Annotated in this window: 22 protein-coding genes; 20 read left to right on the plus strand and 2 right to left on the minus strand. The window is 66.5% G+C overall.

What is annotated here, in order from left to right; all coding sequences use genetic code 11:
* Positions 1 to 6: 6 nt before the first annotated feature.
* The 6 genes from LZ005_RS02015 to rlmD are packed head-to-tail and all read left to right on the plus strand — an operon-like array spanning position 7 to position 6,852.
* The gene (locus tag LZ005_RS02015; protein WP_237804154.1) at positions 7 to 1,854 is read left to right on the plus strand and encodes a tetratricopeptide repeat protein; all 1,848 of its coding nucleotides are present in this window, start codon (positions 7 to 9) and stop codon (positions 1,852 to 1,854) included.
* 38 nt (positions 1,855 to 1,892) lie between these two features.
* Entirely contained in the window at positions 1,893 to 2,630 is a 738-nt protein-coding gene (gene surE, locus LZ005_RS02020; RefSeq protein WP_237804156.1) for a 5'/3'-nucleotidase SurE, read from the plus strand.
* Complete coding sequence (locus tag LZ005_RS02025; protein WP_237804158.1) at positions 2,627 to 3,514, plus strand: protein-L-isoaspartate(D-aspartate) O-methyltransferase; 888 nt, start codon at positions 2,627 to 2,629, stop codon at positions 3,512 to 3,514. The genes surE and LZ005_RS02025 overlap by 4 nt, the downstream gene beginning before the upstream one ends.
* A gap of 15 nt (positions 3,515 to 3,529) precedes the next feature.
* Positions 3,530 to 4,459 carry a peptidoglycan DD-metalloendopeptidase family protein gene (locus LZ005_RS02030; protein WP_237804160.1) on the plus strand — a complete coding sequence of 310 codons (930 nt, stop codon included), beginning with the start codon at positions 3,530 to 3,532 and terminating at the stop codon, positions 4,457 to 4,459.
* 8 nt (positions 4,460 to 4,467) lie between these two features.
* Positions 4,468 to 5,469, plus strand: a complete 1,002-nt coding sequence (rpoS, locus tag LZ005_RS02035) for an RNA polymerase sigma factor RpoS (protein ID WP_237804162.1) — start codon at positions 4,468 to 4,470, stop codon at positions 5,467 to 5,469.
* Between the two features lie 42 nt (positions 5,470 to 5,511).
* Positions 5,512 to 6,852 (plus strand): 23S rRNA (uracil(1939)-C(5))-methyltransferase RlmD, encoded by a 1,341-nt coding sequence (gene rlmD, locus LZ005_RS02040; RefSeq protein WP_237804164.1) that lies wholly within the window; start codon positions 5,512 to 5,514, stop codon positions 6,850 to 6,852.
* A gap of 138 nt (positions 6,853 to 6,990) precedes the next feature.
* On the opposite strand, the gene LZ005_RS02045 is transcribed toward rlmD, so the two are convergent.
* Positions 6,991 to 7,677, minus strand: coding sequence for a Bax inhibitor-1/YccA family protein (locus LZ005_RS02045; protein ID WP_237804166.1), 687 nt, complete (start codon positions 7,675 to 7,677; stop codon positions 6,991 to 6,993).
* An 85-nt stretch (positions 7,678 to 7,762) separates the two neighbouring features.
* Between LZ005_RS02045 and LZ005_RS02050 the strand changes: the two genes are divergently transcribed.
* On the plus strand, positions 7,763 to 8,809 hold the full coding sequence (locus LZ005_RS02050; RefSeq protein WP_237804168.1) for a nitronate monooxygenase family protein: 1,047 nt from the start codon (positions 7,763 to 7,765) through the stop codon (positions 8,807 to 8,809).
* Here the strand turns inward: LZ005_RS02050 and LZ005_RS02055 are convergent.
* Positions 8,806 to 9,486 carry a Bax inhibitor-1/YccA family protein gene (locus tag LZ005_RS02055; RefSeq protein ID WP_373889292.1) on the minus strand — a complete coding sequence of 227 codons (681 nt, stop codon included), beginning with the start codon at positions 9,484 to 9,486 and terminating at the stop codon, positions 8,806 to 8,808. The genes LZ005_RS02050 and LZ005_RS02055 overlap by 4 nt on opposite strands.
* 158 nt (positions 9,487 to 9,644) lie before the next feature.
* On the opposite strand from LZ005_RS02055, the gene ndk reads away from it, so the two are divergent.
* The 13 genes from ndk to hflC all read left to right on the plus strand — a co-directional run bounded on the left by ndk (position 9,645) and on the right by hflC (position 22,590).
* Positions 9,645 to 10,070, plus strand: coding sequence for a nucleoside-diphosphate kinase (gene ndk, locus LZ005_RS02060; RefSeq protein ID WP_237804172.1), 426 nt, complete (start codon positions 9,645 to 9,647; stop codon positions 10,068 to 10,070).
* Positions 10,071 to 10,120: 50 nt separating this feature from the next.
* On the plus strand, positions 10,121 to 11,293 hold the full coding sequence (gene rlmN / locus LZ005_RS02065) for a 23S rRNA (adenine(2503)-C(2))-methyltransferase RlmN (protein ID WP_237804174.1): 1,173 nt from the start codon (positions 10,121 to 10,123) through the stop codon (positions 11,291 to 11,293).
* Positions 11,290 to 12,087 (plus strand): type IV pilus biogenesis/stability protein PilW, encoded by a 798-nt coding sequence (gene pilW / locus LZ005_RS02070; RefSeq protein WP_237804176.1) that lies wholly within the window; start codon positions 11,290 to 11,292, stop codon positions 12,085 to 12,087. Before rlmN ends, pilW begins: the two co-directional genes overlap by 4 nt.
* Positions 12,088 to 12,094: 7 nt before the next feature.
* On the plus strand, positions 12,095 to 13,120 hold the full coding sequence (locus LZ005_RS02075; protein WP_237804178.1) for a helix-turn-helix domain-containing protein: 1,026 nt from the start codon (positions 12,095 to 12,097) through the stop codon (positions 13,118 to 13,120).
* Entirely contained in the window at positions 13,120 to 14,376 is a 1,257-nt protein-coding gene (gene ispG, locus LZ005_RS02080) for a flavodoxin-dependent (E)-4-hydroxy-3-methylbut-2-enyl-diphosphate synthase (RefSeq protein ID WP_237804180.1), read from the plus strand. Before LZ005_RS02075 ends, ispG begins: the two co-directional genes overlap by 1 nt.
* The gene (gene hisS, locus LZ005_RS02085; RefSeq protein ID WP_237804182.1) at positions 14,363 to 15,697 is read left to right on the plus strand and encodes a histidine--tRNA ligase; all 1,335 of its coding nucleotides are present in this window, start codon (positions 14,363 to 14,365) and stop codon (positions 15,695 to 15,697) included. Before ispG ends, hisS begins: the two co-directional genes overlap by 14 nt.
* Positions 15,698 to 15,718: 21 nt before the next feature.
* Positions 15,719 to 16,348 carry a tetratricopeptide repeat protein gene (locus tag LZ005_RS02090; RefSeq protein ID WP_237804184.1) on the plus strand — a complete coding sequence of 210 codons (630 nt, stop codon included), beginning with the start codon at positions 15,719 to 15,721 and terminating at the stop codon, positions 16,346 to 16,348.
* 60 nt (positions 16,349 to 16,408) lie between these two features.
* Positions 16,409 to 17,563 carry an outer membrane protein assembly factor BamB gene (bamB, locus tag LZ005_RS02095; protein WP_237804187.1) on the plus strand — a complete coding sequence of 385 codons (1,155 nt, stop codon included), beginning with the start codon at positions 16,409 to 16,411 and terminating at the stop codon, positions 17,561 to 17,563.
* Positions 17,564 to 17,570: 7 nt separating this feature from the next.
* On the plus strand, positions 17,571 to 18,914 hold the full coding sequence (gene der / locus LZ005_RS02100) for a ribosome biogenesis GTPase Der (protein WP_237804189.1): 1,344 nt from the start codon (positions 17,571 to 17,573) through the stop codon (positions 18,912 to 18,914).
* Between the two features lie 148 nt (positions 18,915 to 19,062).
* Positions 19,063 to 19,299: an RNA chaperone Hfq gene (gene hfq, locus LZ005_RS02105; protein ID WP_237804191.1), complete on the plus strand. Its 237-nt coding sequence runs from the start codon at positions 19,063 to 19,065 to the stop codon at positions 19,297 to 19,299.
* A gap of 45 nt (positions 19,300 to 19,344) precedes the next feature.
* On the plus strand, positions 19,345 to 20,493 hold the full coding sequence (gene hflX / locus LZ005_RS02110; protein ID WP_237804193.1) for a GTPase HflX: 1,149 nt from the start codon (positions 19,345 to 19,347) through the stop codon (positions 20,491 to 20,493).
* 4 nt (positions 20,494 to 20,497) lie between these two features.
* Positions 20,498 to 21,715 (plus strand): FtsH protease activity modulator HflK, encoded by a 1,218-nt coding sequence (gene hflK / locus LZ005_RS02115; protein WP_237804195.1) that lies wholly within the window; start codon positions 20,498 to 20,500, stop codon positions 21,713 to 21,715.
* Complete coding sequence (gene hflC, locus LZ005_RS02120) at positions 21,715 to 22,590, plus strand: protease modulator HflC (RefSeq protein ID WP_237804197.1); 876 nt, start codon at positions 21,715 to 21,717, stop codon at positions 22,588 to 22,590. The genes hflK and hflC overlap by 1 nt, the downstream gene beginning before the upstream one ends.
* The last annotated feature ends 88 nt before the right edge of the window (positions 22,591 to 22,678 follow it).

The raw sequence follows: 22,678 nt of genomic DNA on the forward strand, positions 1-22,678 counted from the left end.
TGGCCCATGGAAGCACACCGCCTCGCCCTGTCCGCGCTGCCGCATGCGGGCGACATCACCAGTTTCTACGCCTACGAGGGCGGGGCCGCGCGCAGCATGGTGCTGCTGCAGTGTGCGCAGCTGCTGGCCGCGCGCGCCAATGGCACGCTGCCGGTGCTGCTGGTCGACGCCGACACGCGCGCGCCCGGCCTGCATCAGCTGCTCGGCTGCCGCGACGAGCGGCCCGGCCTGCTCGAATGGCTGACGCATTGCCACGAACTGATCCGCGCGCGCCGGCGCCACGGCCACCAGGACGATGCGGCCCTCGCGCGCCAGGTGCTCGATGTGTCCGACTGGCGCCAGTATGTCGACCGCGTCGACGAGGGCAGCAGCCTGTACCTGCTGCGTGCCGGCCGGCTGGACGACAGCTTTCACGCGCGCGCCGCCGCGCTCGACTGGGCCGGCCTGTTCCAGGCCTGTCCGCCGTTGCTGCAGCTGTGGGCCGAGGAGCTGTGCAGCGTGTTCGGCCATGTGCTGCTCGACCTGCCGCTCGGCCGTGCCGACGGTCTGGCCGTGCTGCAGGCCGTGCTGCCGCGCAAATGCGTGGCCCTGTTCACGCCCAACCGGCGTTCGCTACAGGGGCTGGCGGCGATGGTCGAGCGCACCAAGAGCTTTCGCATCTTCAATGAAGACTTCGCCCAGCCGTTCGTGCTGTATCCGCTGCCGCTGGCGGCCGCGCCGCAGGACCGCGCGCGCTTTCAGCCCGAGCTCGAACAGCTGATGGAGCGCATCTACGGCTGGAGCGGCATCAGCCTCGACAGCTGGTTCGATGAAGTCAGCCTGCCGCCCTCGGCCCTGCTGGCCAGCGACGATCCGCGCCAGCCGGGCGACCCGCTGCTGCGCCGGGCGCTGCAGCAGCTGCTGGCCTGGCACGCGGGCGACCACATGGCCTGGGACGCGTTTGCCGAGGTGCAGCTGGTGCGTGCCGTGCGCCAGGCGCGCGCCGTGCCGGGCACGGGACCGGAGGCGGGCCTGCCGCTGGCCGCCGCGCTCGAGGCCCTGGGCGCCTACTACTGGCGTCGGGCCGACGAGCTGCAGGCCTTGCCCTGTCTGAGCGAGGCGACCGCCCTGCGCGCGCGCCATCTGGGCGAGACCCATGCCCAGACCCTGGCCGTACGCCTGCAGCTGGCGGCGGCCCAGCGCGCGCATGGCCGCCTGGCCGAGGCGCGGCGCGCGTTCGAGCAGGTGCTGGGCGCCTACACCGGCAGCCTCGGGGTCGACCATGCCGAGACCCTGGCCGCGCGCGCCGGCCTGGCCCAGACCCTGGCCGATCTGGGCGACTGGACGGCGGCCCTGGCCCTGCATGAGCAGGTGCTCGGCGCGCACGAGCGCCTCGACGGTCCCGAGCATGTGCGCACGCTGGCCGTGCTGGCCGAGCACGCGGGCCTGCGCGCCCGCCACGGCGAGCTGGGGCGCGCGCGCATGCTCTACGAACGTCTGCTCGAAGGGCGCCAGCGCGTGCTCGGCAGCGAACACCGCGACACCCTCGATTCGACGCTCGCGCTGGCGGCCGTGCTGGCCCGCTGCGACGAGCCGGTCATGGCGCGCCAGCTGCGCGAGCAGGTGCTCGACATCTGCCTGCGCCGCGACGGCCCGCAGGCCCCGAGCACGCGCATCGCGCGGGCCGCCCTGGCCGCCAGCGCGCGGCCCGCGCCCGGCGCCGACGAGGCCGTGATCTGCGTGGCCGAGCAGCTGGTGCCGGCCTCGAACGGCATCCTCGAGCTCGAAGCGGGGCAGGGCGTGGCCGCGCCGGCCGGCCTCGATCCGCTGCCGCGCGAGCGCTTGGCCAGCACGGCCCCGCTGACCGACTCCTGAGCAAGCGCAGCCGGCGGTGCTTCAGGTAGAATCGCGGGATGCGAATCCTAATCAGTAATGACGACGGCTACCTGGCTCCGGGCATCAATGCCCTGGCCGATGCCCTGGCCGCCGTGGCCGACATCGTCGTGGTGGCGCCGGAAGCGAACCGCTCGGGCGCCTCGAACTCCCTCTCGCTGGACCGCCCGCTCAGCGTGCACCAGGCCGCCAACGGCTTCTACTTCGTCAACGGCACCCCGACCGACTGCGTGCACGTGGCCCTGACCGGTCTGCTCGATTTCAAGCCCGACATGGTCGTCTCGGGCATCAACCATGGCCAGAACATGGGCGACGACACCCTGTACTCGGGCACCGTGGCGGCAGCCACCGAGGGCTATCTGTTTGGGATTCCGGCGATCGCCTTCTCCCAGGTCGACTTCGGCTGGGCCCACATCGATTCGGCCGCGCGCCTGGCGCGCGACCTGGTGCTGCGCCAGTTCGAGGAGCTCGAGCGCCCCTATCTGCTGAACGTGAATATCCCGAACCGGCCGTATGCCGAGCTGACCCGCATCCGCGCCACCCGCCTGGGCCGCCGCCACGAGGCCGAGCCGGTGATCCGCGCCCACGATCCGCGCGGCAAGGAAATCTTCTGGATCGGCCCGCCGGGCGCGACCAAGGACGCCGGCGCCGGCACCGATTTCCATGCCACCGCCCAGGGCGAGGTCTCGGTCACGCCGCTGCAGGTCGACCTGACCCACCGTGAGCAGCTGGCCCGCCTGGCGCGGAGCTTCGCATGAGCGACAAGCGCAGCCAGTTTCCCTTGCCGCTGTCCTCGGTGACGGGCAAGGGCGACACGCGCGCGCCCGCACCCCAGCCGAAAGTGGCGACGCCGCAGACGGCCACCCAGAACGCAGCCCAGCACGCCAACCGCCAGCCCCTGCCCAAGGCTGTGTTCCAGGCCCCGCCCGTGCACAACACCGGCTACAACGACAACACGCCGCGGCGCGCGCCGCCGGCCCCGAGCGGGGTGCCGCCGCGCGCCCATGCGCTGGTGTCGGACGCCGTGCGCCAGGCCATGGTCCAGCGCGTCGCCCAGCAGGGCGTCAAGGATGCGCTGGTGCTGCAGGCCATGGGCACGGTGCCGCGCCATCTGTTCGTCGAGCCGGGCCTGTCGGCCCAGGCCTACGTCGACGCCTCGCTGCCCATCGGCCACCACCAGACGATTTCGCAGCCCTACATCGTGGCGCGCATGATCGAAGTGATGCGCAATGGCGCCCAGCTGCAGCGTGTGCTCGAGATCGGCACGGGCTGCGGCTACCAGGCCGCCGTGCTGGCCTGTGTGGCCCAGGAGGTCTACTCGATCGAGCGCATCAAGCCACTGCATGAGCTGGCCAAGGCGAATCTGCGCCCGCTGCGGATTCCGAATCTGCGTTTGCACTACGGCGACGGTATGTTAGGCTTGCCGCAAGCTGCGCCGTTCGATGGCATCATCCTCGCCGCAGCCGGCCTCGAGGTTCCCCCCGCTTTGCTAGAACAGCTCAGTATCGGGGGCCGCCTGGTGGCCCCGGTGGGCGCCAAGACCCAACACCTGCAACTGGTCGTTCGTACCGGCAAAGCCGAGTGGACCAGCGAGGTGATGGAAGCCGTACACTTCGTGCCCCTGCGCCCCGGCACGGTCTGAACCAACTGGATGAGAATGAAGCACACCCGTCAACTTGCCCTGCTGACCCTTTCCGCTGGCCTGCTCAGCGCCTGTTCCACGCCGATGCGCAATGCCCCCGTGATCGACCGGGTGACGCCGCCGCCGGCCGCCGCCAAGCCGCTCGCGCCGAGCAGCAGCCCGGCCCCGGCGCAGGAGGCGCCCAAGCCCGACGCGCCCGGCATGTACACGGTGAAAAAGGGTGACACCCTGCTGCGCATCGCGCTCGACCACGGCCAGAACTACAAGGATCTGGCGGCTTGGAATAATCTGGCCAATCCGGACGACATCAAGGTCGACCAGGTGCTGCGCGTGAGCCCGCCGGAAGGCGGCCTGCAGTCGCTGCCAGTGGCGCCGCCGCCGATCGTCGACAGCCGTCCGGCCGTGCCGCGCAAGACGGCGCCCAAGGCCGACAAGAAGCCGTATTCCGACGCCGCACTGGCCGAGGCCCAGAAAGGCGAGGGCGGCGCCGCCCGCGCCCAGGAGACGACGCCGGCCCCGAGCGTTGCGCCGACCCCGGCACCAACGCCGAGCCTGCCGCCGCTGGCCCCGGACGAAGCCAATCTGAGCTGGAGCTGGCCGGCCGACGGCCGGATCGTCGCCACCTTTGACGAAGGCAAGAACAAGGGCATCGATATCGCCGGCAAGCCGGGCCAGCAGGTGCTGGCGGCGGGCGCGGGCAAGGTCATGTACGCCGGTTCGGGCATCCGCGGTTATGGTAATCTGGTGATCGTAAAGCACAGCAATAATCTGCTGTCGGCCTATGCCCACAACCGCGCCATCCTGGTCAAGGAAGGCCAGAGCGTGGCCAAGGGGCAGCTGATCGCCGAGATGGGCGATTCCGACACCGACGCAGTGAAGCTGCATTTCGAAATCCGGCAGCAAGGCAAACCTGTGGACCCGTCCAAGTTCCTGCCACCTCGCTAGGCTAGACCATGACCCAAGCGCCGCGCCCTTTGGATGACGAACTGAGTTCGGATGCGTTTCCGGAGGAGGCGCTTGATGCCCCGGCGCTGGACGAAGAAGAGGGCGATGCTCCGGCCGAGGCCGTGGTTGTCCTCGACAGCGTCGACGAGCTGAAAAAGGTGCTGGCGGCCGAGCTGTCGACCGACACCACCCAGCACTACCTGAACCAGATCGGCACCCGGCCGCTGCTGTCGGCGGCCGAGGAAGTGCACTTCGCGACCCTGGCCAAGGCCGGCGATTTCGGCGCGCGCCAGAAGATGATCGAGCACAATCTGCGCCTGGTCGTCTCGATCGCCAAGCATTACATCAACCGCGGTGTGGTCCTGCTCGACATGATCGAGGAGGGCAATATCGGTCTGATGCGCGCGATCGACAAGTTCGAGCCCGAGCGCGGCTTTCGATTTTCTACCTACGCCACCTGGTGGATCCGCCAGAGCATCGAACGGGCGATCATGAACCAGGCGCGCACGGTGCGCCTGCCGGTGCACATGGTGCGCGAGCTGAACCAGATTCTGCGCGCCAAATACCACCTCGAAGCCCAGCACCACAATGGCAAGGACGCGACCGCCGAGGACATCGCCAGCCTGGTCGGCCGCCCGGTCGAGGAGGTGCAGGATATTCTGGCCCTGTCCGAACACGCGACCTCGCTCGACGCCCCGCTCGACAATGACCCGCAGTCGAGCCTGATGGACATGCTGCCCGGCGAGCACGAGGACAGCCCCGATGCGCGCGCCGAACAGCATGAGATGACCCTGCTCGTGCGCGACTGGCTCAGCAAATTGCCGGAGAAGCAAAGACTGGTCATCCAGCGCCGTTTCGGCCTCGACAATGACGATCCGGCCACGCTCGAAACCCTGGCCGAGGAGATGGGCGTGACGCGCGAACGCGTGCGCCAGATCCAGCAGGAAGCCCTGCTCAAGCTGAAGCGGGCCATGGCCGCCCGTGGCGTGGTGCGGGATTCCTTGCTATGATGCTGGCCCCCGGCCGGTGGCCGTGTCAGCCCATTTCCCATCATGCAAGACCCAATCCTCACCATTGAATCCCTCGACATGGACGCCCGCGGCGTCGGCCACCTCGACAACGAGGACGGCAGCCCCGGCAAGGTGATTTTCGTGGAAGGGGCCCTGCCGGGTGAGCGCGTGCGCTTCGAGACCCTGCGCAAGAAAAAGAACTGGGAGCAGGGCCGCATGACCGAACTGGTCAAGGCCTCGAGCCTGCGCGTCGAGCCGCTGTGCCCGCACTTCGACCATTGCGGCGGCTGCTCGATGCAGCATCTGGAGCCTTCGGCCCAGGTGGCCATGAAGCAGCGCGTGCTCGAAGACAATCTGTGGCATTTGTCCAAGGTGAAGCCCGATCAGGTCATGCGTCCGCTGTATGGCCCGACCTGGGGCTACCGCTTCCGCGCCCGTCTGTCGGTGCGCTATGTGGCGAAGAAGGGCAAGGTGCTGGTCGGCTTCCACGAGAAGAAATCCTCGTATGTGGCCGACATGGAGGACTGCAAGATTCTGCCGCCCCATGTGGCGCGCATGCTGATGCCGCTGCGCGATCTGGTGCGCAGCCTGTCGATTTTCGAGCAGATGCCGCAGATCGAAGTGGCCGTCGGCGAGAACGTGACGGCGCTGGTGCTGCGCATCATGGCGCCGCTGACGCCAGACGACGAGGTGCTGCTCAAGGCTTTTGCCGACCAGTGGCAGATCCAGTGGTGGCTGCAGCCCAAGGGCCCGGACACGGCCGCGCCTTACTACCCGCTCGACCAGGAGTTGTCCTACAGCCTGCCCGAATTCGGCATCCGCATGCCGTTCAAGCCGGTCGACTTCACCCAGGTCAACCACCACATCAACCGCGTGCTCGTGCACAAGGCCCTGCGCCTGCTCGAGGTCCAGCCGAGTGATCGCGTGGCCGACCTGTTCTGCGGCCTCGGCAATTTCACCTTGCCGCTCGCGACCCAGGCGCGCGAAGTGGTCGGTATCGAAGGCAGCACGGCCCTGACCGAGCGCGCGCTGGCGAATGCGCGTGTGAACGGCGTCGCGCACAAGACCAGTTTCTCGACGCGCAATCTGTTCGAGGTCACGGTCGACGATCTGATCGCCCTCGGCAAGTTCGACCGCATGCTGATCGACCCGCCGCGCGATGGGGCCATGGCCCTGTCGCTGGCCCTGGGCGAGCTCAAGGAAAAGCGCCCCGATCTGCTGCCCAAGCGCATCGTCTACGTCTCCTGCAGCCCGTCGACGCTGGCGCGCGACGCCGGCGTGCTGACCCATGTGGCCGGCTACACCCTGTCCAAGGCGGGCGTCGTCAATATGTTCCCGCACACCTCCCACGTCGAATCGATGGCCGTGTTCGATCTGCCTTGAGCAAAAGAAAAATGGGGTCAGACCCCATTTTTCTTGCGAGATAATTGGGGTCTGACCCCGATTTGTTTGTGGGGCAAGGTGGGGCGGCAAAAAAAAGAGCCGGCTCCAGGCCGGCTCAAGGGAGAGAGCGGTGCGGTGTCAGTCGCGTTCGCCGAAACCGATCCCGAGCAGGGACAGCAGGTTGACGAACACGTTGTACACGTCGAGATAGATGGCAAGCGTGGCGGCGATGTAATTGGTTTCGCCACCGTTGATGATGCGCTGGACGTCGAACAGGATCAGGGCCGAAAACAGCATGACGGCGGCGCTCGACACGGCCAGGGTCAGGGCCGGCAGCTGCAGGAAGATGTTGGCCAGCGAGGCCAGAATCAGCACCACCAGACCGGCCAGCAGCCACTTGCCAAGGAAAGAGAAGTCGCGCTTGGTGACGCTGGCGACGCTGGCCAGCGTGGCAAAGATGGCTGCGGTGCCGCCAAAGGCCAGCATGATCAGCTCGGGCCCGTTGCGAAACGCCAGGGTATAGCTGAGGATCGGCGTGAGCATCACGCCCATGAAGAAGGTGAAGCCGAGCAGCACCAGCACGCCCCAGCCCGACTCCTGGGTGGCGCGGATGGCGAAAATGAAACCGAACATGCCGACCAGGGCCAACAGCAGACCGACGCCACTGAGGAACAGCGGGGCCGCGAACTGCATGCCGACCACGGCGCCCAGCACGGTGGGCAGCATCGACAGGGCCAGCAGCCAGTAGGTATTGCGCAGCACGCGGTGGCGCACGCCCTGCATGCTGGCGCTCAGATTGTATGGACGTTGAATGCTGGGAATCATAAGACCTCCTCTGACAACACCCCCAAGGTGAGGGCTGGCACGCGGGTTTCAAGAGTGCGCGGCGAAATCGCGCTATGCTCGTGTTATGAATCTGACCGAACGACTGCGCACGAAGTTCCCGCTCCTGCAGGCGCCCATGGCCGGCGTCCAGGATGCGGCCCTGTGTATTGCCGTCAGCCGCGCTGGCGGCCTTGGCGCGCTGCCGGCCGCCATGCTCACGCCCGAGGCCCTGGGCCAGCAGCTGGCCGCCATCGCGGCGGCCGCACCGGGGCCCTACAACGTCAATTTCTTCTGCCACCAGACGCCCACGCCCGATCCGGCGCGCGAGCAGGCCTGGCGCGCCGGCCTCGGGCCGTATTACGCGGCGGCCGGCATCGATCCGGCTGGCATTGCGGCAGGGCCCGGGCGGGCGCCGTTCAGCGCGGCCCAGCTCGAAGTCATCGCGGCCTTCCGGCCACCGGTCGTCAGTTTCCATTTCGGTCTGCCGGAGGCGGCCCTGCTGGCGCGCGTCAAGGCCTGGGGCGCCCTGGTGCTGGCCTCGGCCACCACGCTCGATGAAGGCCAGTGGCTGGTCGAGCACGGGGCCGATGTCGTCATTGCCCAGGGGCTGGAGGCGGGCGGTCATCGCGGCCATTTCCTTAGCCACGACCTGAGCCGCCAGATGGGGACCTTCGCGCTGCTGCCGCAGCTGGCCCAGCGCCTGCCGGTGCCGGTGGTGGCGGCCGGCGGCATCGCCGACGCGGCCGGGGTGCGCGCGGCCATGGTGCTCGGCGCGGCCGGCGTGCAGGTCGGTACCGCCTATCTGCTGGCCGACGAGGCGCGCACCAGCGCCGTCCATCGCCAGGCTCTGCAGTCGCCGCGCGCAGCCCACACGGCCCTGACCAATCTGTTCACCGGGCGCCCGGCGCGCGGCATCGTCAACCGCCTGATGCGCGAGCTGGGGCCGCTGTCCGAGCTGGCGCCGGCCTTTCCATTGGCCACGGCCGCACTCGCCCCCTTGCGGGCGCAGGCGGAAGCGGAAGGTTCGGGGGAGATGTCGCCGCTGTGGGCGGGGCAGAATGCGGCTGGATGCCGCGCTGCGCCGGCGGCCGTCATCACGGCCACGCTGGCGCAGGGTTTTGCAGCGGCTTAGTCGTCGCCGCCGACGATGCCCAGCAGACGCAGCAGGGCGGTGAAGATGTTGTAGATGTCGAGGTAGATCTGCAGCGTGGCCGTCACGTAATTGGTCTCGCCGCCATTGACCACCTGCTGCACGTCGTACAGGATGTAGGCCGAGAAGATCAGGATGGTCACGGCCGACATCACGATGGTCAGCGCCGGCAGCTGCAGGAAGATGTTGGCGATCCCCGCCAGCAGCAGCACGATCACGCCGGCGAACAGCCATTTCCCCATCGACGAGAAGTCGCGCTTGCTGACGGTGGCGATCGAGGCCATCGTCGCGAACACGGCCGCGGTGCCGCCAAAGGCCAGCATGATCAGCTGGGCGCCATTGCGGAAATGCAGGGTGTAGGTCAGCAGCGGGGCCAGCAGCATGCCCATCACGAAGGTAAAGCCGAGCAGCAGCAGCACGCCGGTGCCCGAATTTTTGTATTTCTCGATCGCGAAGATCAGGCCGAACATGGCCAGGAACAGCACCAGGAAGCCGATCCCCGAGGCGATCAGGGGCAGCGCCAGGGTCATGCCGACGACGGCGCCGAGGATGGTCGGCAGCATCGACAGGGCCAGCAGGCCATAGGTGTTGCGCAGCACGCGGTTGCGCGCGAACTGGGCGCTGGCGCCGATGTCATACTGTTGTTGAATATTAGGAATCATTTGCTTCTCCTAAGATGGAAACCGGGTGCACTCTAGCATGAAACGTCTGGTAACCGGAATTTCTGGGGGTGGGTGAGGGAATATGTTAGAATTAAAGGTTGATTGAGTTCTCAATTCATTGATTTAAACCTTTCTTTTTACTGGAGTTTTTACAAATGGCAATCGAACGCACCCTGTCGATCATCAAACCGGACGCAGTCGCCAAGAACGTGATCGGCCAAATCTACAGCCGTTTCGAAGGCGCTGGCCTGAAAGTGGTCGCCGCTCGCATGGTGCACCTGTCGCGCGCTGATGCAGAAGGTTTCTACGCTGTCCACAAAGAGCGTCCCTTCTTCAAAGATCTGGTCGACTTCATGATCTCGGGCCCCGTGATGGTGCAAGTGCTGGAAGGTGAAGGCGCGATCGCCAAGAACCGTGAACTGATGGGCGCCACCGACCCGAAGAAAGCTGAAAAAGGCACGATCCGCGCCGATTTCGCCGATTCGATCGACGCCAACGCCGTGCACGGCTCGGACGCCGCTGAAACGGCTGCCGTGGAAATCGCCTACTTCTTCCCGGCCCTGAACGTCTACTCGCGTTAATTAGTTGTGCCCCGCCCGTTCCCCTCGGGGCGGGCGGAAAGGAAAGAAACATGAGCACGTCCCTCACCAATCTGCTGGACCTCGATCCCGCACAGCTCGTCGCTTACTGCGCCGAGCTGGGTGAGAAACCATTTCGCGCCAAGCAGCTGCAGCGCTGGATCCACCAGTTCGGGGTCGCCAATTTCGACGACATGAGCGACCTGGCCAAGTCCCTGCGCGAGAAGCTCAAGACCTGCGCCGAAGTGCGTGCGCCGGCCGTCATCTCCGACCACACGTCGAGCGATGGCACGCGCAAGTGGCTGGTCGATGTCGGCAATGGCAATGCCGTCGAGACCGTGTTCATTCCCGAGGACGACCGCGGCACCCTGTGTATCTCGACCCAGGCCGGCTGCGCGGTCAACTGCCGTTTCTGCTCGACCGGCAAACAAGGTTTCAACCGCAATCTGAGCGTGGCCGAAATCATCGGCCAGCTGTGGATGGCCGAATTCGAGCTGCGCCGCACCAAGGGCATCCCTGCCGGTCCCAAGGGCGAGCGCCAGATCACCAATGTGGTGATGATGGGCATGGGCGAACCCCTGCTCAATTTTGAACCGACCACGACCGCCCTGAAGCTGATGCTCGACGACAATGCCTATGGCCTGTCGCGCCGCCGCGTCACGCTCTCGACCTCGGGCGTGGTCCCGATGATGGACAAGCTCGCGCAGGAAGTGCCGGTGGCGCTGGCGGTGTCGCTGCACGCCTCGAATGACGCCCTGCGCGATGGCCTGGTCCCGCTCAACAAGAAATACCCGCTGCGCGAGCTGCTGGCCGCTTGCCGCCGCTATGTGGAGTTCGCCCCGCGCGACTTCATCACTTTCGAATACTGCATGCTCGACGGCGTCAATGACAGCGACCAGCATGCGCGCGAACTGGTGGCCCTGGTGCAGGACCGCGAGGTCGGCGTCCACTGCAAATTCAACCTGATTCCCTTCAACCCCTTCCCCGAGTCGGGTCTGGTGCGCTCGAAGAATCCGCGCATCAAGGCCTTTGCCCAGATCCTCATGGATGCGGGCATCGTGACCACGATCCGCAAGACGCGCGGCGACGATATCGACGCCGCCTGCGGCCAGCTGGCCGGGGAAGTCCAAGACCGTACCCGCGTACAGGAGCGTATGGAAAAGATGGCGGAATATCAGAAGAAGTTCGGCGCCAACTTCGGGCGCATCGTGGAGATTCCCTCTTGAGCGGCCGGCTGGCCCTGGGCCTGGCGACGGCCCTCCTGCTCAGCGCGTGCGGCAGTCCGCCCGCGCTCGAAGGCAAGACCCACGAGCTGCAGACCCTGTCCGACCAGACCAGCGCCCAGAAGCGCGCCCAGCTGCGCCTGCAGCTGGCCGTCGGCTACTACGAGAACAAGCAGTACGAAATCGCGCTCGACGAGATCAAGCAGGCCATCCTGATCGACCCGGCCAGCGCCGATGCGTACGGCATGCGCGCCCTGATCTACATGGCGATGGGCGAGAACGTGCTGGCCGACGAGAACTTTCAGCGCGCCCTGAAGCTCGCGCCGGACAATCCGAACCTGAGCAATAACTACGGCTCCTTCCTGTGCCAGGCCGGCCGCCCGGCCCAGGCGATTCCCTACTTCGAGGCGGCCCTGCGCAACCGCAACTACCAGGCCCCGCTGGGCGCCCTGGTCAATGCCGGCAGCTGCAGCCTGAAGCTGAAGAATTTCGACGCGGCCGAGCGCTATCTGCTCGACGCCCTGCGTCTCGACGCCGACCAGCCCGCGACCAATGCGGCCCTGGCCCGGCTGTATCTGGACAAGCGCGACCCGGCGCGCGCCGCCTTCTTCGTCAACCGCATGCTGGCCGTGGCCAAGCTCGACACGCTCGGCGCCGATGCGCTGTGGGCGGCGATCCGCGTCAAGCGGCGCGAGGGTGACAAGCAGACCGAGGCGAGCCTGGTGGCCCAACTGAGCCGGCGCTTCCCGACGTCGGCCGAATTTGCCGCATTCCAGCGCGGCGCGTTTAACGAGTGAGTGAGCAATGAGTGCAGAGTGGGCAGAACGCGGGCCGGATGGGGCCGGTCCCGGTGCATTGCTGGCAGCACAGCGTGAGTCTCTGGGCTGGAGCGTGGAGCAGGTGGCCGAGCAGCTGAAGCTGCAGCCGCGCCAGGTGCTGGCGATCGAGGCGGGCGATATGGCCGCCTTGCCGCCGCTGGCCGTGGTGCGCGGCTTCGTGCGCGCCTACGCCAAGGTCGTGCGCCTCGATCCGGCGCCGCTGGTGGCGATGCTGGCCGCGGACACCGGCCCGACCGAGGCCGGCGCCGCCGTGCGGCGTGAAACCCTGGCCTCGTATTCGGACGCCAAACCGACGCACGGCAAGCGTACCGGCATGCCGGTCAGCGCGATCGTCGCCGCCGTGGTGGCGATCGGCGCCGTGGTGGCCGCCTACCAGTTCGATCTGCTGCCCAGCAATAGCCACAAGGACGCGGCCAGCGCGCCCGCGCCGGCTCCGGTGGTGCTGACGCCGCCCGCCCCGGCCCCGGCCCCGGCGCCCGTGCCCGATCCGAATGCGGCCGCGCCCGCGCCGGCCGAGGCCGGTGCCGCCGCCGCCAGTGTGCCGGCCGCGCCCGACCCGGCCGCCGCCGCGCCAAATGGCATCGGCCTGAAACCGACCCAGGCCAGCGTGGCCGCGGCGAATGCCGCCCCGGCCGCCCTCAAGCCGCCGAGCCTGGCCGCCTCCGTGGCCGCCCCTGCGGCGCCGGCAGCGACGCCGGTCCAGGCCCAGGCGACCCCGCCCGCGGCCCAGCCGGCCGCCCCCAAGGCCGGCGCCAACACCCTGGTGATCAAGGTGCGCGAGGAGTCCTGGGTCCAGATTAATCCGGCCAGCGGCGGCGCCGCCTGGATCAAGCGCCTGGTCAAGCCGGGCGCGACCGAAACTTTCGAGATCACCGAGCCCGTGGCCCTGGTGGTCGGCAATCCGGATGGCGTCGACGCCAGCCTGCGCGGCGCCGCCCTGGCCCTGCCCAAGGTCCCGAACAAGTCGTTTGCGCGCGTGAGCATCAAGTAATGTCTGAACTGAATCCGATTCCCAGCGGGCCGGCGGCCCCGCGCCTGACGCGCCAGGTGCGCGTCGTGCACGGTGCGCGCGTGGTCACCATCGGCGGCGACGCGCCCGTGCGCGTGCAGTCGATGACCAATACCGATACGGCCGATGCGCTCGGCACCGCCATCCAGGTCAAGGAGCTGGCGCGCGCCGGCTCCGAGCTGGTGCGCATCACCGTGAACAATCCGGAAGCGGCCAAGGCCGTGCCGTATATCCGCGAGCAGCTCGACCGCATGGAGATCGACGTGCCGCTGGTGGGCGACTTCCACTACAACGGCCACACCCTGCTGCGCGAGTATCCGGACTGCGCCAAGGCCCTGTCGAAATACCGTATCAATCCGGGCAATGTGGGGCAGGGCGCCAAGCGCGACACCCAGTTCGCCCAGATGATCGAGGTGGCGGCCCAGTACGACAAGCCGGTGCGCATCGGTGTCAACTGGGGCAGCCTCGACCAGTCGCTGCTGGCGCGCATCATGGACGAGAACGCCCAGCGCGCCCAGCCCTGGTCGGCCCAGTCGGTCATGTACGAAGCCCTGATCACCTCGGCCCTGGAAAGCGCGGCCAAGGCCGAAGAGCTGGGCCTGGCCGGCGACAAGATCATCCTCTCGTGCAAAGTTTCGGGCGTGCAGGACCTGATCGCCGTCTACCGCGAACTGGCACGCCGCTGCGACTATCCGCTGCACCTGGGCCTGACCGAGGCCGGCATGGGCAGCAAGGGCATCGTCGCCTCGACGGCCGCGATCGGCATCCTGCTGCAGGAGGGCATCGGCTCAACCATCCGCGTGTCGCTCACGCCCGAGCCGGGCGGCGACCGCACCAAGGAAGTCGTGGTGGCCCAGGAAATCCTGCAGACCATGGGCCTGCGCAAATTCACCCCGATGGTGATTGCCTGCCCGGGCTGCGGCCGCACCACCTCGACCGTGTTCCAGGAACTGGCCGACGATATCCAGAGCTTCCTGCGCGAGCAGATGCCCGAGTGGAAAAAACGCTATCCGGGCGTGGAGGCGATGAATGTGGCCGTGATGGGCTGCATCGTCAATGGCCCGGGTGAATCGAAACATGCGCACATCGGCATCAGTCTGCCGGGCACGGGCGAGTCCCCGGCGGCCCCGGTGTTCGTCGATGGCGTGAAGAAGGCCACCTTGCGCGGCGACAGCATCGTCGCCGACTTCAAAGCCATCGTGCTTGATTACGTAGAAACCAATTATGGCAAGCGATAAGAAAGAAAAACTCTCTGGCATCAAGGGCATGAACGATGTGCTGCCCCAGGATGCCGCGCTGTGGGAACTGTTTGAAAACACGGCCCAGTCGGTCGTGCAAAGCTACGGCTTCCAGCAGATCCGCACCCCGATCGTGGAAAACACGGCCCTGTTCGCGCGCGCCATCGGCGCCGTCACCGACATCGTCGAGAAGGAGATGTATTCGTTCACCGATTCGATGAACGGCGACGCGCTGACCCTGCGTCCGGAAGGCACAGCCGGCGTCGTGCGTTCGGTCATCGAACACAATCTGGCCTACGAGGGCCCGAAGCGCCTGTGGTACAAGGGCCCGATGTTCCGCCACGAACGGCCGCAGCGCGGGCGCTACCGCCAATTCCACCAGTTCGGCTGCGAGGCGATCGGCTTCACCGGCCCCGATATCGACGCTGAAATCATCCTCATGTGCCGCCGCCTGTGGGACGACCTGGGCCTGGACAATATCCGCCTGGAGATCAACTCGATCGGCGACGCCAGCGAACGGGCCGCCCACCGCGCCGAGCTGATCAAGTATTTCGAAGCCCACGCCGAGCAGCTCGACGAGGACGCCAAGCGCCGCCTGCACAGCAATCCGCTGCGCATCCTCGACACCAAGAATCCGGCCATGCAGGAGCTGGTCAATGGCGCGCCCAAGCTGCTCGACTTCCTCGGCGCGGAATCGCTGGCCCACTTCCAGGGCGTGCAGGACATCCTGAACCGCAGCAATGTGCAGTTCACGATCAACCCGCGCCTGGTGCGCGGCCTCGACTACTACAACCGCACCGTGTTCGAATGGATCACCGAGGAACTCGGCGCCCAGGGCACGGTCTGCGCCGGCGGCCGCTATGACCCGCTGATCGAGTCCTTCGGCGGCAAGCCGACCCCGGGCGTCGGTTTCGCCATGGGCATCGAGCGCCTGATCGAACTGATGAAGGTGGCCGGCGAGCCGGCCCTGCCGAGCCAGTGCGACGTCTACATGGTGCACCAGGGCAGCGAGGCCCAGACCCAGGCCTTCATCCTGGCCGAACGCATCCGTGATGCCGGCCTCGACGTTGTGCTACATTGCGCCACGCCGGGCGGCGCCGGTTCCTTCAAGTCGCAGATGAAGAAGGCCGATGCCAGCGGCGCCGCCTTCGCCGTCATCCTCGGCGAGGACGAAATCAAGAACGGTACGGCCGTCGTCAAGCCGCTGCGCGACCGCGAGGCGCAGCAGGTGGCGGTGGCCTTCGATGATGTGGTTGAGCATGTGGTCGACGACATCGTCGGCAACGACCACGATCACGACCACGTCCACTACCACCATTAATTCCCCACGGAGACAGCTTCAATGGCTTACGATCTCGAAGAACAAGAGCAACTAGCGCAATTCAAGGCCTTCTGGGGCCAGTACGGCAACCTGATCACCTGGATCGCCATCATCGGCATGGCCTCGTATGCCGGCTACAACTTCTGGAACTACCACCAGCGCAGCCAGGCGGCCCAGGCTTCCGACCTCTACTACCAGGCCACCCAGGCCGTGGAGAAGAAGGACAATGCCCAGCTTCAGCGCATCGCCGGCGACGTCGAAAACAAATACGCGCGCACCATCTACGCCGGCATGACGGCCATGGCCGCCGCCAAGGCCGCCTTCGAAGCGAATGATCTGAAGACCGCCAAGGCCCAGCTGCAATGGGTGATCGACAACGGCAACGACGAGTACAAGGCGATCGCCAAGCTGCGTCTGTCGGGCGTGCTGCTCGACGAGAAAGCCTATGACGCCGGCCTGCAACTGCTGGCCGGCGAATTCCCGGCCGCGTTCAAGGCCCAGGTGGCCGAGCGCAAGGGCGACATCCTGGCCGCCCAGGACAAGGCCGCCGACGCCAAGGGCGCCTACAAGGCCGCGCTCGACGCGATGGACAAGACGGCGCCCGGCCGCCAGCTCGTGCAGATCAAGCTCGACGCCCTCGGCGGCGCGTAATGCCTGGCCCCGCGCCCCTGGCGGCGCGGGAAACCGCAACAGATAAAGGTTGTCCGACACATGCGATTCACCCCCCATCTTCTCGCCGCCGCCGCGCTGGCCCTGCTGTCCGGCTGCTCGACCCTGAGCTCGCTGAACCCGTTCTCGTCCGCACCCAAGGGCCCGCAGCCGGCCGCCCTGGTCGAGATCAAGCCCAGCCTGTCGGTGCGCACGGCCTGGACCTATGCGATCGGCAAGTCCGAGCTGTATGACTTCACGCCGACCGTCTACAACGGCAGTGTGCTGGTCGGCGCCGCCGACGGTGCGCTGGCGCGCCTGAATCTGGCCGACGGCAAGCCGCTGTGGAAGACCCGCATCGAGGGCGGCCTGAGCTCGGCCGCGGCGACCGACGGCAGCGTGATCGCGGTCGGCCTGCCCAAGGGCCAGCTGCAGGTGCTCGACATGGAAGGCAAGCCGCTGTGGAAAGCCCAGCTCTCTTCCGAGGTGCTGAGCGCGCCCGTGGTCGAACAGGGCATGGTGATCGTGCGCAGCCTCGATAACCGCATCGCCGGCTTCGACGTCAAAACCGGCGAGCGCAAATGGCTGGTGCAGCGGCCGATTCCGCCGCTGACCCTGCGCAATGCGCCGGGCATGGTGGTCAATGGCAAGGAAGTGATCGTCGCCCAGCCGGGCGGCAAGATGAGTGCGCTCTTGATCGCCACCGGCGGTCCGCGCTGGGAAGCCAATGTCGGTGAGGCCAAGGGCGCCACCGAACTCGACCGCGTGACCGATGTCGGCGGCCGTCCGGTCGTGGTCGAGCGCGATGTCTGCGCCGCCACCTACCAGGGCCGCGTGGCCTGCTTCGACACCGGCACCGGTGTCTCGCGCTGGAGCAAGGAGCTGTCGTCCGAAGTGGGCGTGGCGGCCGACCAGCGCTTCGTCTTCGCGGCCGACGACAAGGGCGCCGTGGTCGCCTATTTCCGCGACTCGGGCGCCAGCGCCTGGAAGACCGATAAACTGGCTTATCGCCGCCTGTCGGCCCCGGCCTCGATCGGCCGTGCCGTCGCCGTCGGCGATTACCAGGGCTATGTGCATTTCCTCGCGCGTGAAGAGGGCAACCTGCTGGCGCGCGAAAAAACCGACGGCAGCCCGGTGGTCGGCACCCCGGTCGTGGCCGGCTCGACCCTGATCGTCCAAACCCAGAATGGAACCGTGAGCGCCATCACGGTCGAATAAGAAGAATATGAAACCCGTTATTGCACTCGTAGGCCGCCCGAATGTCGGCAAGTCGACCCTGTTCAACCGCCTGACCCGCTCGCGTGACGCGCTGGTGGCGGACCTGCCGGGCCTGACGCGCGACCGCCACTACGGCGAGGGCCGGGTCGGCGAGCGCCCCTTCCTCGTGATCGACACCGGCGGTTTCGAGCCGGTCGCCAAGGATGGCATCCTGCACGAGATGGCCAAGCAGACCAAGCAGGCCGTGGCCGAAGCCGACGTCGTCGTCTTCATCGTCGACGGCCGCCAGGGCCTGACCCCGCACGACAAGACGATCACCGACTTCCTGCGCAAGTCGGGCCGTAAGGTGATGCTGGTGGTGAACAAGGCCGAAGGCATGAAGTACACCAGCGTGACGGCCGACTTCTACGAGCTCGGCCTCGGCGACCCGTATGTGATCTCGGCCGCCCACGGCGACGGCGTGCACGACCTGGTCAACGAGGCGCTCGACCTGGCCGAAGCCAGCCGCCCGGCCGACGAAGAGGAACTGCTGCCCGAATCGGCCGGCGTCAAGATTGCCATCGTCGGCCGTCCGAATGTCGGCAAGTCGACGCTCGTCAATACCCTGATCGGCGAAGAGCGCGTGATCGCCTTCGACATGCCGGGCACGACGCGCGACGCCATCGAGATTCCGTTCGAGCGCGAAGGCAAGCCTTACACCCTGATCGACACGGCCGGTATCCGCCGGCGCGGCAAGGTGTTCGAGGCGATCGAGAAGTTCTCAGTCGTCAAGACGCTGAAATCGATCTCGGACGCCAATGTCGTGCTGCTGCTGCTCGACGCCCGTCAGGACGTGTCCGAGCAGGACGCCCACATCGCCGGCTTCATCCTCGAATCGGGGCGCGCCCTGGTGGTGGCCGTCAACAAGTGGGACGGTCTGCAGTCGCACCAGCGCGACCAGGTCAAGATGGACCTCGACCGCAAGCTCGACTTCCTCGGCTTTGCCAAGACCCATTTCATTTCGGCCCTGAAGGGCACCGGCATCGGCCCCCTGATGAAGTCGATCGACAGCGCCTATGCGGCCGCCACCGCCAAGCTGTCGACCCCGCGCCTGACGCGCGCGCTCGAGCTGGCGATCGAGAAGCAGGAGCCGAAGCGCAAGGGCTCGGTGCGGCCGAAGCTGCGCTATGCCCACCAGGGCGGCATGAACCCGCCCGTCATCGTTATCCACGGCAATGCGGTCGAGGCCATTACCGAGCCCTACAAGCGCTACCTCGAGAAGCATTTCCGCGACACGTTCAAACTGGTGGGGACACCGCTGCGCATTGAATTGCGTTCCGGCAAGAACCCCTTCGATAAGTCGCGCGCCTGATCAGGACATCCCCTGCAAGGGATCGCAAAACAGGTTACAGTAGCTTCGGAACGCCATCGCGATCTTTTGCAGTGAATTGGCGCGGAGGGGACTTGAATTCCGTCAGGTCGTCTCCAATTTCTAAAATACAACAACACACGGAGCTGTTATGAGCAATAAAGGGCAACTGTTACAAGACCCATTCCTCAACGCCTTGCGCAAAGAGCATGTGCCGGTCTCGATCTATCTGGTCAACGGCATCAAGCTGCAAGGTCATATCGAATCTTTCGATCAATACGTTGTGCTGCTGCGCAATACCGTCACCCAGATGGTGTACAAGCACGCGATCTCGACCGTCGTGCCGGCCCGCGCCGTCAACCTCAATCTTGATTCCGACGCCGAGTAAGGGCGCCGGATCGTCCCTGCGCCAATCACCGGAATTGTTGTCGTCATGCGTGCAGCACTAGTCGGCGTCGATTTCGGTGACGGCGATTTCGCGGCCAGCCTCGAGGAACTCGCGCTGCTGGCCCGATCCGCCGGGGCGGAACCGATCACCACCATCACCGGCCGCCGCGGCAGTCCCGATGCGGCCCTGTTCGTTGGTTCCGGCAAGGCCGAGGAAATCGGCCACGCCGTGAGCGACCACCAGCTCGAGCTGGTCATCTTCAACCACGCCCTCTCGCCCGCCCAGCAGCGCAATCTTGAGAAAGTGCTCAAGGTGCGCGTGCTCGACCGTACCAGTCTGATCCTCGACATCTTCGCCCAGCGCGCCCAGAGCCACGAGGGCAAGCTGCAGGTCGAACTGGCCCAGCTCCAGCACCTGGCCACGCGCCTGGTGCGCGGCTGGACCCACCTGGAACGGCAGAAGGGCGGTATCGGCCTGCGCGGTCCGGGCGAAACCCAGCTCGAAACCGACCGCCGCCTGATCGGCGAGCGCGTCAAGATGCTGCGCGCCCGTCTCGACAAGCTGCGCAAGCAGCACGCGACCCAGCGCCGCGCGCGCGGGCGCAGCCACACGTTTTCCGTTTCCCTGGTCGGCTACACGAATGCCGGCAAGTCGACCCTGTTCAACAGCATGACCAAGGCCGGCGTGTACGCGGCCAACCAGCTGTTCGCCACGCTCGACACGACCTCGCGCCGCATCTATCTGGGCGAGGAGGTCGGCAATGTGGTCATTTCCGACACGGTCGGCTTCGTGCGCGAGCTGCCGCACCAGCTGGTGGCCGCCTTCCGCGCCACGCTCGAGGAAACCATCCACGCCGACCTGCTGCTGCATGTGGTCGACGCGGCCAGCCCGGTGCGCATGGAGCAGATCGCCGCCGTCAACGGCGTGCTGGCCGACATCGGCGCCGACCATATTCCCCAGATCCTGGTCTGGAACAAGATCGACATGGCCGAGCTTGCGCCCGCGCTCGAACGCGGCGAAGACGGCGGCGTTGCGCGCGTCTTCATCAGCGCCCAGAAAGGGCAGGGCCTGGACCTGCTGCGCGCTGCCATCGTCGAGGCCGCCCAGGCGCACCGAAAAGCTGCCAGGGGCGGCGACGATCGCTTAGAATTGCCCGACACTGAAACCGACCTCTCCCATCACGGAGCCCACTGAAGCCATGCTTGCCAACCTCCTCAAGCGCCTGCGCCGGCCCGGCCATGTCGCCGCCCAGGACAATGGTCCGCCCGACCTGGAACAATTGTGGCGCGACTTTAATGCGCGCCTGAACCGCCTGTTCGGCGGCCGCCCGCAGCCGCCGGGCCAGCCCACGCCCGGCTTCCAGCCCGGGCGCGGCGCCGGCACCGCGATTGTCAGCGTGGTCGGCGGCGCCATCGTGCTGATCTGGCTGGCCTCGGGCGCCTTCATCGTGCAGGAAGGCCAGGTCGGCGTGATCACCACCTTCGGCAAGTTCAGCCACACCGCCAGCCCCGGCTTCAACTGGCGCTGGCCGTATCCGTTCCAGCATGACGAAACGGTCAATGTGTCGCAGGTGCGCACGGTGGAAATCGGCTACCGCGGCCCGAGCAAGGCGCGCATGGCGCGCGAATCGCTGATGCTGACCGACGACGAAAACATCGTCGACCTGCAGTTCGCCGTGCAGTACAAGGTGAAGGACGCCAAGGACTGGTTGTTCAATAACCGTGACGTGGCCGAGGAGACCATGCGCCAGGTGGCCGAGACGGCCGCGCGCGAAGTGGTAGGCCGCAACAAGATGGACGTGATCCTGTATGAAAACCGCGAGCGCGTGTCCTTCGACGTGCAGCAGCTGATGCAGCACATCCTCGACCGTTACAAGGCCGGCGTGCTGGTCACCAATGTGACGATGCAAAACGTGCAGCCGCCCGAGCAGGTGCAGGGCGCTTTTGACGACGCCGTCAAGGCCTACCAGGACCGCGAGCGGCGCAAGAACGAAGGCCAGGCTTACGAGCAGACCGTGGTGCCGGCCGCCAAGGGCGACGCCATCCGCCTGATCAAGGAAGCCGAAGCCTACCGCGCCACCATCGTCGGCAATGCCGCGGGCGACGTGGCCCGGTTCAACCAGGTGCTGGCCGAGTACCAGAAAGCGCCGGGCGTCACGCGCGACCGCATGTATCTGGAAACCATGCAGAAAATCTTCAGCAGCACCAGCAAGGTGCTGATCGACTCCAAGGCCAATAGCAGCATGCTGTATCTGCCGCTCGACAAGATCATCGCCCAGAGCGGCGAGAAAGCCAGCGGCGCGGCCGCCGCCACGCCGGCCCCGGCGACTGCCGAGCCGCTGCCGACCATCGACTCGGTGCGCGTGCGCGAGCCGGGCCGCAGCCGCGACAATCTGCGTGAACGGGAGGCCCGCTGATGAACCGTATTGCCAGCCTCGTGGTCAGTATTTTCCTGGCCCTGCTGCTGCTGTCTTCGACCATGTTCGTGGTCGACCAGCGCCAGTACGCGATCGTGTTCGCGCTCGGCGAAGTCAAGGAAGTGATCAGCACGCCTGGTCTGCACTTCAAGCTGCCGCCGCCGTTTCAGAACGTGCTGACCCTGGACAAGCGCGTGCTCACCATCGACACCCAGGACGCCGACCGTTTCATCACGGCCGAGAAGAAGAACCTGCAGATCGACTCCTACGTGAAATGGCGCATCGTCGAGCCGCGCACCTATTTCGTCAGCTTCGGCGGTGACGAGAGCCGCGCGCGCGACCGCATGCTGCAGATCGTCAAGGCCGCGCTGAACGACGAGATCAACAAGCGCACCGTGCACGACGTGATTTCGGGCGAGCGCGGCAAGGTGATGGAAGCGATCCGCACCAAGATGGTGGGCGAGGCCAAGCAGATCGGCGTCGAGATTGTCGATGTGCGCCTCAAGCGCGTCGACTACGTCGAGCAGATCAACAACTCCGTGTACGAGCGCATGAAGGCCGAGCGTACGCGCGTGGCCAACGAGACGCGCTCGACCGGCAATGCCGAGTTTGAGCAGATCCGCGCCGATGCCGACAAACAGCGTGCCGAAATCCTGGCCGAGGCCTACAAGGAAGCCGGCCGCATCCAGGGTGAGGGCGATGCCAAGGCGGCGCAGATCTATTCCCAGGCGTTCGGCAAGAACCCCGAGTTCTACAAGTTCTACCGCTCGCTGGAAGCGTACAAGGCCAGCTTCAAGAACCACAGCGACGTGATGGTGGTTGACCCCAACAGCGAGTTCTTCAAGTACTTCCGCAGCCCCAGCAGCGGCAAATAAGTTTTACTGAACGGTGTCAGGTCCGGCAATCGGACATCGGGGAACTTTCCGCGTCGCGGAAAGTTCCCCGATGTCCGATTGCCGGACC

The organism is Massilia sp. TS11, assembly GCF_022012445.1.
Classification (GTDB): Bacteria; Pseudomonadota; Gammaproteobacteria; order Burkholderiales; family Burkholderiaceae_D; genus Telluria.

Coding starts and splice junctions, on each gene's coding strand:
- LZ005_RS02015 (WP_237804154.1), top strand. CDS start 7: ATGGAAGCACACCGCCTCGCCCTGTCCGCGCTGCCGCATGCGGGCGAC.
- surE (WP_237804156.1), top strand. CDS start 1,893: ATGCGAATCCTAATCAGTAATGACGACGGCTACCTGGCTCCGGGCATC.
- LZ005_RS02025 (WP_237804158.1), top strand. CDS start 2,627: ATGAGCGACAAGCGCAGCCAGTTTCCCTTGCCGCTGTCCTCGGTGACG.
- LZ005_RS02030 (WP_237804160.1), top strand. CDS start 3,530: ATGAAGCACACCCGTCAACTTGCCCTGCTGACCCTTTCCGCTGGCCTG.
- rpoS (WP_237804162.1), top strand. CDS start 4,468: ATGACCCAAGCGCCGCGCCCTTTGGATGACGAACTGAGTTCGGATGCG.
- rlmD (WP_237804164.1), top strand. CDS start 5,512: ATGCAAGACCCAATCCTCACCATTGAATCCCTCGACATGGACGCCCGC.
- LZ005_RS02045 (WP_237804166.1), bottom strand. CDS start 7,677: ATGATTCCCAGCATTCAACGTCCATACAATCTGAGCGCCAGCATGCAG.
- LZ005_RS02050 (WP_237804168.1), top strand. CDS start 7,763: ATGAATCTGACCGAACGACTGCGCACGAAGTTCCCGCTCCTGCAGGCG.
- ndk (WP_237804172.1), top strand. CDS start 9,645: ATGGCAATCGAACGCACCCTGTCGATCATCAAACCGGACGCAGTCGCC.
- rlmN (WP_237804174.1), top strand. CDS start 10,121: ATGAGCACGTCCCTCACCAATCTGCTGGACCTCGATCCCGCACAGCTC.
- LZ005_RS02075 (WP_237804178.1), top strand. CDS start 12,095: ATGAGTGCAGAGTGGGCAGAACGCGGGCCGGATGGGGCCGGTCCCGGT.
- ispG (WP_237804180.1), top strand. CDS start 13,120: ATGTCTGAACTGAATCCGATTCCCAGCGGGCCGGCGGCCCCGCGCCTG.
- hisS (WP_237804182.1), top strand. CDS start 14,363: ATGGCAAGCGATAAGAAAGAAAAACTCTCTGGCATCAAGGGCATGAAC.
- LZ005_RS02090 (WP_237804184.1), top strand. CDS start 15,719: ATGGCTTACGATCTCGAAGAACAAGAGCAACTAGCGCAATTCAAGGCC.
- bamB (WP_237804187.1), top strand. CDS start 16,409: ATGCGATTCACCCCCCATCTTCTCGCCGCCGCCGCGCTGGCCCTGCTG.
- der (WP_237804189.1), top strand. CDS start 17,571: ATGAAACCCGTTATTGCACTCGTAGGCCGCCCGAATGTCGGCAAGTCG.
- hfq (WP_237804191.1), top strand. CDS start 19,063: ATGAGCAATAAAGGGCAACTGTTACAAGACCCATTCCTCAACGCCTTG.
- hflX (WP_237804193.1), top strand. CDS start 19,345: ATGCGTGCAGCACTAGTCGGCGTCGATTTCGGTGACGGCGATTTCGCG.
- hflK (WP_237804195.1), top strand. CDS start 20,498: ATGCTTGCCAACCTCCTCAAGCGCCTGCGCCGGCCCGGCCATGTCGCC.
- hflC (WP_237804197.1), top strand. CDS start 21,715: ATGAACCGTATTGCCAGCCTCGTGGTCAGTATTTTCCTGGCCCTGCTG.